The 11292-nt window shown below is 66.0% G+C and carries 6 protein-coding genes and 1 pseudogene; 1 reads left to right on the forward strand and 6 read right to left on the reverse strand.

The features are described 5' to 3' along the window. Positions 1–106: 106 nt before the first annotated feature. The gene (locus tag A5646_RS23845; protein ID WP_231998463.1) at positions 107–598 is read left to right on the forward strand and encodes a hypothetical protein; all 492 of its coding nucleotides are present in this window, start codon (positions 107–109) and stop codon (positions 596–598) included. A 121-nt stretch (positions 599–719) separates the two neighbouring features. Here the strand turns inward: A5646_RS23845 and A5646_RS23850 are convergent, their stop codons facing one another. The 6 genes and pseudogenes from A5646_RS23850 to A5646_RS29605 form a co-directional block, all read right to left on the reverse strand. After that, positions 720–1643: a caspase family protein gene (locus tag A5646_RS23850; RefSeq protein WP_067024662.1), complete on the reverse strand. Its 924-nt coding sequence runs from the start codon at positions 1641–1643 to the stop codon at positions 720–722. A 37-nt stretch (positions 1644–1680) separates the two neighbouring features. Continuing rightward, positions 1681–2706 carry a GH25 family lysozyme gene (locus A5646_RS23855; protein ID WP_067024665.1) on the reverse strand — a complete coding sequence of 342 codons (1026 nt, stop codon included), beginning with the start codon at positions 2704–2706 and terminating at the stop codon, positions 1681–1683. A 191-nt stretch (positions 2707–2897) separates the two neighbouring features. Then, entirely contained in the window at positions 2898–3863 is a 966-nt protein-coding gene (locus A5646_RS23860) for a hypothetical protein (protein WP_067024668.1), read from the reverse strand. 1127 nt (positions 3864–4990) lie between these two features. Further along, positions 4991–7591 carry a LuxR family transcriptional regulator gene (locus A5646_RS23865; RefSeq protein ID WP_067024674.1) on the reverse strand — a complete coding sequence of 867 codons (2601 nt, stop codon included), beginning with the start codon at positions 7589–7591 and terminating at the stop codon, positions 4991–4993. Positions 7592–7724: 133 nt separating this feature from the next. Further along, positions 7725–8870, reverse strand: coding sequence for a catalase family protein (locus A5646_RS29600; protein WP_197505271.1), 1146 nt, complete (start codon positions 8868–8870; stop codon positions 7725–7727). Then, a pseudogene (locus A5646_RS29605) lies at positions 8871–10658 on the reverse strand (peroxidase family protein); the annotation flags it as partial. Between the last annotated feature and the right edge of the window lie 634 nt (positions 10659–11292).

The raw sequence follows: 11292 nt of genomic DNA on the forward strand, positions 1-11292 counted from the left end.
CAGAACCGCATGGACGAGAACTTCCTCGCCGGCTGGAACACCTCCAAACCTGAGCAGTTCGATTACGCCGCCACCCACCTCGAGCATGTCGGTGTCTTTCAAATACATGTCCGCGACCATCGGCTTCGCGGCGGCAGGGGTGTCGACCTGGGACGGGGTCTTCTTGGCCGACCCCAACTGGTACGTGCCTGGCATGCCGAAGGGCGGGCTGTTGCCGGCGCCGAACGCAGCGGTCACCCAGGGTGACGCCGCGCTGACATATGGGCTGCCGATCGCGATCGTCGTGGTCAAAGACCTCAACATCTCGGTGCAATGGAGTGGCCAGGACCAAGCGTCGTTGAGCGGCAATGGCTTTGTCGGTCCGTTCTCGCTGGCGGGTGCCTCGAGCACCACGTCCGATGGGACGTGGACCTATTCGCGACCGGGCATGCAAGTGGTCGCGCTGTTGTGCAGCCACCTGCCGGTCCTCCCGCCGGCGGACGCGCCCGATCTCGTGCAGCCGCCGACGGCTGCCGGACCGCAAAGCACCTCCGCGGATGGTTCGGTCACGCCCTCGGGCTCAGACCCCGCCGCGCAGGACAACGCGGGCGGTTCCTGATCTGCCGATCAAACGCATGCCCAGAGTCCTTGTGGCCCAAAGTATCAATCCGGGGCGCGGGTGGACCAACGCGAACGCCTCAAGATGACACCCCAGTGATCCGCGCCCCGCTCGGCGGGCATCAGGTGGCAGCGTAATCGAACTGCTCAGGTTTGGAGGTGTTCCAGCCGGCGAGGAAGTTCTCGTCCATGCGGTTCTGCTGGCCCAACAGCGTTGGTGTCTGCGACCTGCCGAGCTGGTTCTGTACCTCGTCGCGAAGTTTGTCGATCAGATCGAGATAGCTGATGTCGGCGCCCGACGCCGCGACGACGTTGACCAATGCCTGGGTGAGCGCGCTGTGGGTATCGGCCTCCCACGCCGACTCGTCGTATCGGCATGCCGCCACCACGCACGATTTCGACCCGGCGACGAGAGCCTTGTTGTCGTCGACACTGCAAACCACGCCATTGCCTTGGCCGACGACGTGGGAAACGTTGCCGTCGAATGCGGTGCTCCCCGGGTCGATGAGGACGCCGCAGGGCACGATCGTGGACATCGTGCTGACGCAGGACCGCACGACATCGGCGGAGTAGGTCGCCGACTTCACCGGCTCGTCGGGCGTGCCCTCATGGATGCCGCCGGAATTGCAGCTGTCGAGGATCACGGTGAAGTTGACGAAGGATGGCTGCAGCGAGTCGGCCAACGCATGCAGATCGAGGTCGGTAATCGGGGCACCGCTCGCGGGAATGAAACATTCGTAGTAGCGCTGCGGGTTTGAGTCATCGGCCGGTAGCCGGCCCCCATGGCCGGAGAAGAAAAACGTCGCCACATCCCCAGCGTCACTCTGCGCGAGCAGGTTCCTGATCGCGGCGTAGATGGCGTCACGCGTGGCGGAGCCGTCCGTCAATGACGCGATGACCGTGGCATTGAAACTCTGGCTCAAGAGCGTGTTCATCGCGTCGGCGTCGTCGAGCGAGCGGTTGAGATTGCTCACCGACCAGCCGGGCGGCAGGCTCGTCTGGGCGGTGTAGTCATTGACTCCGACGATGACTGCTCGGTGTGTCATGGTGTGCTCCTGGGGATTTCGGTAGCTTACAGCCGTACTACTTGAGAACGGCGTTTCGGAGATCGTCGAGTGTGGGCCGTGCGGCGCCCTTGACGAACACGCTGATGTCGATCTTGTTGAAGCCCGCAACGGTGTGCGGATAGCCGGCAAGGTAGGACGTGTTGTCGCCGCAGTACTGCCATAGGACGATCTCGTCGAGCTGGAAGGCCTCGAGGCCGTGGCGGACCATCTGTGGGGTGTAGCTGGGGTTCCAGGCCACATCGCAGCCCATCTTGTCGGTGATGCCGAGGTCGCGCATCGCGCCGCGTCCGTAAAGCATGACGCGACTTCCGAGTTCGGACTTGAGCTGCTGTGCGCAGGCACTGACGCAGTCGATTACCTGCTGCGCGCTGGCACCGTGGTTGGTGTTCGCCGCGCCGCCCAATTCGACGTCGATGATCGGCATAATGTCACCGTGGTCCCACCCACCGGCGGCGTCGACCGCCTGCAGGTACGCCGCGGCTTGATCGGCACCGGCCGTATCGAATTTGAGGAACAGGTAGGCGCCACGGAACCAGCTACTGCCGTAACGTGATCCGCCGGCATCTTTGACCGCCGGCCAGTTCTGCGCAAACCATCCGCCGTCGTTGAAGGTATTGCCTTCCCACGCCTTGATGATGGCGCCGTAGAACTGCGGTTGGGCAACCAGCGCGCTCCAGGGCGGGTTCATTCCGCTGTCGCCGGAATACTGGTCGACGATCAGGTAGGGCGGCCCTGGGTCAGCCGACGGCGCGTCCGCTCCTGTCGAGGAGTCCCTCGCGGTGGTGTCGGCGCCGGTGTCGGGGCCTGCCGTACCGGACTTCTGTGGCTCGGGTTCCGGCGCTTCGAGGGGGTCGATTCCCGAGTCGCTGGGTGCGTCGGTGTCCGGAACTGTATCGCTGGGGGAGTCGCCGACGACGTCACCACCGGTGTCTGTGCTGCTATCGGTGTCCCCCGAGGCATCGGTGCTGTCGTCGATGTTGCTGTCGGCGTCGGTGTCGGCGCTGTTGTCGTCGTTCTGGTCGACGACCCAAGGTGCGGTCATATCAATGCCTCGATCGCGGAGTCGGGCGCGACAGTTGTTCTGCCGCTGGGTTTATGGCGGGGTATTCGGTTTCGGGGAGGTCCGTCCGGACCGGTGATCCGGTACCCGGCACTGCGGGATACCGGATCTCCTACCGGTGGACGATGCACCCGCGGCCTAACCGTCTGGGTGCATCCACCCATTCGGTCGGCCTAGCTGTCGGCGCCGGCGAGCTCCGGCTCCGGTATTGCAGACGAGCCGGAGTCATCCGAGCTGTCGGAGCTGTCGGAGCTGTCGGAGCTGTCCGACGTGTCCGACGTGTCCGAACTGTCGGAGGTATCGGAGGTGTCGGAATTGTCTGTGGTGTCGGTCGTTTCGGAACCGTCCGTGTTGTCTGTGCTATCCGGCGAGCTGAAGCTGTCGGAATTGCTCGACGTGTCCGAGCTCTCCGAGGTATCGGAGGTGTCGGAATTGTCTGTGGTGTCGGTCGTTTCGGAACCGTCCGTGTTGTCCGTGCTATCCGGCCAGCTGGAGCTGTCGGAATTGCTCGACGTGTCCGAGCTGTCGGAACTGTCTGAGGCGTCCGAGGCGTCGGAACTGTCTGTAGCACTGGATGTTTCGGAGCCGTCCGAGGCTGCTACGGTGTTCGAGTCGCCCGACGTGTCGGAGGGGGCCGAGGCGTCTGAAGAGCTGGTCAGGCCGAAGAGGTCCCGCAGTTGAGGTGTCAGGTTGGAGTCCGTCGGGTGGTGAATCGTGCCCACGGTGAAGCCCTCCACCTGTTTGATGGCGCCCATCATTTTCTGGAGTTCGTCATCGCTCAACGATTTGACGAGCCGGGTGGTGTCGAGGCCGGTCAGCTGGTGAATCCGGGCGGCGTACGCGACGGGATCGTTGCGGGGGTCGCTGGCCGGGGCGTACTTCTTCATTGCGTCGGTGATGCTAAGGCTGCCATAGAGATTGGACCGCAGCACGTCGTGCAGCGCCGTCCATCCTGAGCTGTAGTCGGGAAAGATCGCAAGCCCACGCTTATCGATGCCAATCGCGTTCTTGTAGGGAAGTTTCCCCGGCAGCAGATTTCCCGGGTTGTTGTTTCGCCACGCGAGCGTACCTCCCTCGAGGATGCAGTCGGCGTAGGCGACGAAAGGATCCTGCGAGGTTCCTGGAGACAATTTGGACATTGCGCTTTTCCGTTCTTTGAGGTTGTTGAAGGTTTTATCGTCGGGAGAGCAATCCCGGGGTCGATGCGATTAGGTCTACGCCGGCTCTTGTTGGGGAACATGCGTAGCGGACTACTCGAATCGCGCGGATTGAGAAAGTACCGGTCGCCCCATCTCCAAAGCGTCATCGACGATCAGTACCGCGGACCGATCGAAAGTCATCATCCTGAAACAGATTTCTGGGTTGCGGCCCAGTGAGGGGGCCGCCTCAGTCCTCGCGGTGGCGCTTGTAGTCCCACCGCTCCAGCCATGTGGAGAGGTGGTAGGTGCCGATGCTGATCATGACCAGGAAAACGCCCTCACCGGCGACCGTTAGGCCGTTCACAGTCGTTCCATTGCGCGAGCCATTGCGGCGCGCTCGAGGTAGGCGGGGCGCCGTGGTGGATAGGATCGGCGCGGGGCGTCTGAGCGCTGCGACAACCGATGCCTGAGCGAGATGATCCAGCGATGCCGGCGCGCAGTGGCCTGCGACGCGACATCGGAAATCCCGAAGGCGGACATCGTCTCGGGCGCGCTGGTGAGAACGGGCGCCGGGGAAGCGGGGTTGGTGTTCGATGCTCCCCCGGCGCCCGGCGTCGCCGTCACCTTATCCCCCACAACAGGTGGATACGACGGCACTGGGCAAGCGGATGCGCGGTCGGCCCATACGGGCGCCGCGAGGGTAGGCGCGTCACGGTGGGGCACCACTGTTGCTGGATTGAATAGCATTTCGTCTCCCTGGGCTGGATTCGTACCCGTGGATTTGGTGTATGAGGAAACTTAGGTAGCCACCGGTGTTGTGGACACGCGTAGCCGACTACCCGATGTGAAAACGGGGTTGTGCGCTGCCGATCAGACATCCGGGGGCGGCGGCCGGGTGTTCGCAGGGCGCACCTCGTTTCGGCTGGCGGCCGGTGCGGTATGCGAAACACTAAGCGCGCAAACGTAATTCACGGGCAGCCGCCGCCACTGAATCCCGGACACCGGGGACTCGCCGCGCGGTCGGCTAGCTGCGCGAGCGGGACCGCGCCCCTTGAGGCCCGGCTACTACTCGATGACGCCTCGGCGCCGACCAGCGAGCCGGAGTAGTGTCGCCGCAACCAACCCGGTCAGCCGATCTTATTGCACGCGACGATGGCCGCCAGCTCGTCGCGGTCGGAGACGTCGAGTTTGATGCAGGCCCGGTAGATGTGCCCTTCGACGGTACGCACGGACACAGTCAGCTTGTCGGCGATCTCGCGGTTGGACAGGCCTTCGGCGATCAGGGCGGCGATCTCACGTTCGCGGGAGCTGATCGGAAGGGGCCGGGCCGCGGCCCGGATCGCCGGCGTGGTGGCGCCGCCGCACACCCCGGCGAGTCGCAGTGCCCGCGCAGCTATTTCGGTGGTGTGTCGGTTATGGCCGGCGCGGTCATAGAGCACGACGGCTTGGGCGGCGGCGTCCGCCGCCGAGAGCAGCAGACCTGCGTTCTCGAAGTCGATGCTCACCGTGTCCAGGGCGCGCGGATCGGAGCCCGCCAGCGCCGCCGCGTGGCGGGCATAGAGCGGGGCCGGAGTGCCGTCGACCTGTTTGGCCAGCGCTCCCAGGCGAGCCGCGACTGTGCGGTCCCCGAAGCGGGCCGCGTGGTGCAGGGCCTCGGCTTCGATCGCGTATTGGCCTGCGCGATGGGCGGTGTCGGCGGCGGCACGCGCCAGGTCGACTCCGGTGCGTTCACCGCCGCGGGCGGCAGCGAGCCACGACTTGGCGATGATGGCCATCGGCTCGTGCAAGGCGAGGTGCGGGCCGGCGTGTTCGTTGGCGTCGGCGAGCACCCGCTCGGCTTCGGCCGTTCGGCCCAGCGCGGCATACGCCCGGGCCAGCAGCAGCCGGCACGGCAACCGCCACGGCAAGGAATTCTCGGCGTTGAGCGCGGCGAGCGACTGCTCGAATGAGGCGATGGCCGAAGGAAAGTCTCCTCGGTAGACGGCGACGACGCCGGCCATGATTTTTGCGATCGCCCAACCGACGAACTGTCCCTGAGAGGAAAACCTGCTGTAGTCGGCCACCCGCTGATCGGCGAGATCCAGTCGGCCGGTGTGCGCCAGTGCCAGGATGTCGCCGTACCGGATCATCCAACGGATCATCCCGTCGGTGGGCTTCTGTTCCGCGCGACACCGTGCGGCGATCGGCTCGAAGTTGGCGCCACGCCCGGCGACGGGCATGGCGAGGCCAGCGGCGAACGCGGCGAAGTCGACGGCCTGCTTGGGCGCAGTGGGATCGGCCAGGACGGCCTCCGCGGCCGCGATGCCCTCCTCAATCTTGTTCTGGTGCACCGCCATCGCCGCCCCAGTGGCCTCCACGACAAGGCGCAGGGCGGGGTGGGTGACCCGCTGTCGCATCACGGCCAGGATGTCCTGGGCGTGTGCCACTTCGCCCATCGACCAAAACAGTGTGGACACCCGCGGGATACCCCACCGAACCAGCTGCAGCTCGTCAAGGCCGTCGGGTTCGAACTGCGCCAGGATCGCGTCGGCTTCGGCCGGCCGCCCCTGCCACAGCACCGCGCGGGAGAGCAATTCGGCGGCGCGAAGCCCGTCGCCGTGCTCAACTGCACTGCGCGCCAAGCGTTCCCCGAGCGGCAGGTTGGCCAAAAAGACAGCGTCCCGTGCGGCGGCGACCAGCAGGCCGTTATCGGCGACCTGGTCGCTGTCGACGGACAGTTGTGCCAGGCGGATCCGGTCGGCCGCAGAGGTGATCTCGCGGCCGGACAGCACCGACACGAGGCGCCCGCGCAGCCGTCGCGCAGACGCGGTACCCGTGCGCTTGCGCACCACATCCCCGTACAGCGGATGGCTGATGCGCGCGTTGAGGACGGGACCGTCGCGCACAATGCGGACGAGCCCCTGCAGCTCGGCGGCGTCCACGGCGTCTTCACCGGCCAACTCGACGAGCGCGTCGAGGTCCAGCGGCTCGCACAACGCGAGATATTTCAGCGCGCCCAGCGCATCGGCACCGGCACGATCAAGTCGGTTCTCCAGCAGTTCGGCCAGGCCGGACGAGACGGCGGTGGGCCCGCGCAGCTGCCAGACACCGTCGACCTCGGTCAGGGTGCGCGCTTCGACCGCCCCTTCGACCATGTGCCGCAAGAACAGTGGATTGCCCCCGGAGGCCGTCCACATGACATCGGCGGACAGGCCTTCCAACGTGCCGCCCAGCACCGATTCGACCAACGCGATGCTCTGGTCCTTCGACAGCGGCTCTAGGTCGAACCGCTGCAGGTAGCCGTCTTTCCAGAGTGAGGTGACCGCATCGGGTACGGCTTCGCCGCTCCGGACCGTGGCCACGATGCGCCCGGCGCGTTCGGCGGCGATGTGGTGCAGCAGTGTGGCCGAGAGCTGATCGAGCAAATGCGCGTCGTCGACGCCGACCACCGGCTCGGCGCCGGCCAACAGATTTTCGCGCGCCGCGGCCAGCAACGCGATCGGGTCGCGCGCGCCCGAGGAACCCACCCACTGCAGGAACGCGCCCAGCGGGATGGTTTGGGACGACTCGGTGCACGCCGCCCAGTGCACTGCGGACGGCAATGTGGCGGCCACGGTGCGGGCGAGCGTCGTCTTACCGACGCCGGCGGGACCGATGAGCACGACCCCACGCTGTCCGTCGCCGGTGAGCGCGCAGCGGATCGTCGCCTGCTCCCGCGGGCGTTCGAGCAACTGCCACTGGCTGCTCATGAACGCAAAGTCTAAGGCCGCATCCGCACCGTCGCCCAGGGAGCTGGCCGCGGACCGCAAATTGACGCTGCGCCCGCTGCTCACCGCCTCCGCCGCGTGGGCCCGGGTGGAGGCGGGAAGCTGGCCGGCGCCGCTATCGGGGCAGGTCGGCGACAGTTGGCTCAAGGAGGGGGACCTCGTTCTTCTCATGGCGGAAGGTGCTGGATGCTTCGTAGACCTTGAGTTTGAGGCGGTTGATGGGGCCCAGCGGTCGATGCGCGGCCAGGCCGCGCCACGAGTTGTAGGACAGCACGTCGTCGCCGAACCGTCGCCGGTCGGGGGAGTCCGGGTTCTGTTGCGGGTAGCTGAGTTTGGCGACCCCGATGTGTGGGCTGAGTTCTTCGGGCCACGGTACGGTGGCGTCCTCGATGGGCATCCTGGTCAGGTCGGTGCACAGTTGGGCCCGCAGCTCAAATTCGGCGCTGTTCGTGGCGAAGAAGTCGAACACCTGATTGCGGTAGGCGTCGTAGCCCGCATCCGCCGGCAGGGGCTGGCCTGCCAGCGTCGTCACCGATTCCGACAGCGGCACGATCTCGAATTTGGCGACATGATCACCCCATCGGATGGGAGCCGACGAATAAAAGTTCTGCCCGAGGATGTGGGTGTTGGGTTCGATGAAGATCTCCACGGCGTTGGGCAGCGACACCCCCACCTGGGCCAGCACCGATCTGGCGCCCGTGAGCAGCGCACCGACAGCCGACAGCGCGGGATCGGACAGTCGAGCCAACACCCACGCCAGCGGCATGCCGACGCGCAGGTACGCCCGTACATCGGCGAAGGGGAATTCCCGGTGGGTCACCAGCAGAAAGTCCTGTGTGGCGGCGTCATCGTCGGCCAGGATGCGTTCGCCGGGTTCGTCAAGGAGCACCTTGACCGCGAGGCCGTGCACCCCGCGGATCTGGTCACTTCGGATCACCCCGGAGGTGGTGGACAGCCGGGTGATCACCGGGTAGCTGCGTGGCTCGGCGAATAGGCCCTGGGCCAACTCGGGAGGCAGGTCCGGGTAGACCGTGAGCTCACCGCGCAGCACGGCCAGCGTCTTGGCGTGGGCGTCGCGTAGGCCGTGATGAAACTTCTTGTACGCCCACTCGTTGTTGCCGTGCAAGGACTTGACGATTGCGTCGATCTCACGATCCTCCTCGGCGCCCGGCCGTTCGAGGGCGTCGCTGTAGGGGACGTAGGTGGGCTGCGCGCCGGGCGGCGGCGGATAGCGGCGCCCGGTGGTGGGTGGCGGGGAGATCCGCGTCGACGGCCGCGCTTGCGTGGTTGGCCAGGGGGCGAACGGATTGTCGACCGAGCGCAGGGTGGGCTCCAGGGCGGGGAAGTGCCGGATCAGTATGGTGCGCAACGAGTTGGTCCGTACCCACGCCATGCCGGCCTCGGTGTACGTCGCCGGGGTGTAATCGGTGGTGAAAAAGCGGTCGCTGCGTAGCCGGCGCGAGGCCATCAGGATGAAAATCCGGAAGGCTGTGTCGCTGAACCCGAAACCGGCCGGCTTGGGTTCGGCGTACAGGCCGATCATGAGGTCAACGCGTTCGACGTCGCCGTAGATCTCGCGAAGCTCCTCGGCCCACTCCGGGTTGTCGGTGAGCTCCTCGAAGCTGGCGGCAGGCTTGAGTCGCAGCATTCGTCGAAAGGCGTTGTAGCGCGGCACCCCACGCTCGCGGATCCGCAGGATGTCCGCGGCGGCCAGGTCGATCGGAATGTCGTTGACCCGGTGGAAGTCCTGCAGATGGATCGGGAAGTTGTGCAACGTGATGTCGCCCGGGTGAGCCACCCCCATCGAGTAGAAGAGGTCGTCGGCCGGCCACTGCGCCAGGCGCTCTCGAACGTTGGGCACCGACAAGTCGGGCAGTTGGTAGCGCGCCAGCTCGTCGTCGTCCCGCAGCGAGCGCACCGTGTAGTCGTCGGGGATCAGCGGATGCATGCGGTAGACGGCGACGAATTCCTCGGTCAGCGAGTACGGCACGCCGTCGTGGTTGGTGGGCGATCCGGGGATGCCCTGTAGCACCTCGTTAGGGGTGATGCGACCGAAGCGCTCCTCGAAGTGCTGCCCGAGCACCCCGAACCAGTTGGCCCGCATGGCCGACTCGGTGGTGGGGTGGGCGATGATCGCCGGGGTCCACTCCAGCGTGTGGATCTTGGCCATCAGTGCCGCGTTGATGAGGCGCGCTTTGTCGTACAGCTGCTGGTCACTCATCTCGGGATAGTGCTGGTGCAGCTCGCGACAGATGGTGTTGTGCTCGCGCAGGAACAGCGAGTGCAGCAGCGCCAATCCGACCCAGAAGTTGGCCCGGACCGCCCCGTGCGGATCGAGGTAGGTCTCAAGCTCTTCCGGATGCAGGCCGACGTCGTCGATCCTGACCTGCCCCAGCTCGCCGGTGCGCAGACCCTCCGCGAATCCCTTTGTGTTGCCGTAGATTTGGGACCCATCCCACCAGTGGGTGTCCTGCGTGACGAACGTGGGCGGCCCCGACGCGTCAGGGCTGGGGTCCGGTGGTGTCCGGTTGATCGTCATCGTTGGCTCGGGCCACGGGTCAGCACCCTCGATCGGGATCTTCCAGGGATCGGCATTGACGGTGCCGTGGCTGAACCAATCGTGGACCTCGAACTGGATCCATGCGGCCGCCAACAAGTTCAGCGTGGTGGCGGGTTTGAACGTGTCGCGGGTCAGCAGTCGCCGGCTGATCACGCGCGGATTGGGCTCCATGATGCGGTCGGGTCCCTCGGGATAGGTCAATTCCGTGGGGACGTTTCGACCGAACCGGCTGCCCAACGATCCCATCAGCGGGTATTGCAGGTCGTTGTTGGTCCCATCCGGCGTGCGGGCGTCGCGGCAGGAAGTGATGTCGACGCCGGGTGGGGGCCGGTCGTCGGGTCCGCGGCCGGTGTCGAAGAGATTGTGGGCACGCAGCTGCTCACGCAATCCGATGAGGACCGCGAGCCCTAACGGTTTGGGAAGCCGGGACCATCCGATCCACCGGTCGGTCAGCTCTGCCACTCGCGCCAGTTGATCGACGAGCATCATCGTTGCCTCCACTTGACGGATCCGGCTGACGCAGCGTTCCTGATGGCCGCGCAGCAGCGATGAAGCGTCGCGCGCCGCCATTTCCTAGGGAACGCGCCGGTGTCGTCGCGTGCTGCGCGCACGGCGCCCCCGCTCGTGGTCTGCCGTTGGTAGCTGCAGTGGACACTAACAGTTCGTCGGGCATGCGGCCGGTGGTTCCGTAGGGCGGCGGCGAAGTTCGCTGACCCCATGAGCCTCCCTTCGGATCCATCCACGGAGCACGACGACCCGAACGCTAACGACGGATTGGCGGGCGTGCACGGGTAGTCGACTACTCGATGTGCGCGCGGTGCGCCGCGGACGCCGGCGATGACCCAGCCCGGTGAGGTCAGGATCGCGCAGCAGGACGACCCGCGCGTAGCGGCGCCCATCACGAAAGCGCCGGTGGCCGTGGATGATTCGGTTACCTTCCGACTGCGTATGTGGGGGACAGTTGTCCGCCCGGCAGGTCGGCAATACCCCGAATCGATACCACTCCAGCCGGAACGTCCCAGCCGGTCCGGAGGACATCGCCGATGGAGTAGTCGACTACCCGTGAAACCGGCCCCGGGCCGGACGATGATCGAGATCGGTCAATCACCACCGATAGCGTCAC

The organism is Mycobacterium sp. 1245499.0, from assembly GCF_001673615.1.
GTDB classification, from domain to species: domain Bacteria; phylum Actinomycetota; class Actinomycetes; order Mycobacteriales; family Mycobacteriaceae; genus Mycobacterium; species Mycobacterium europaeum_A.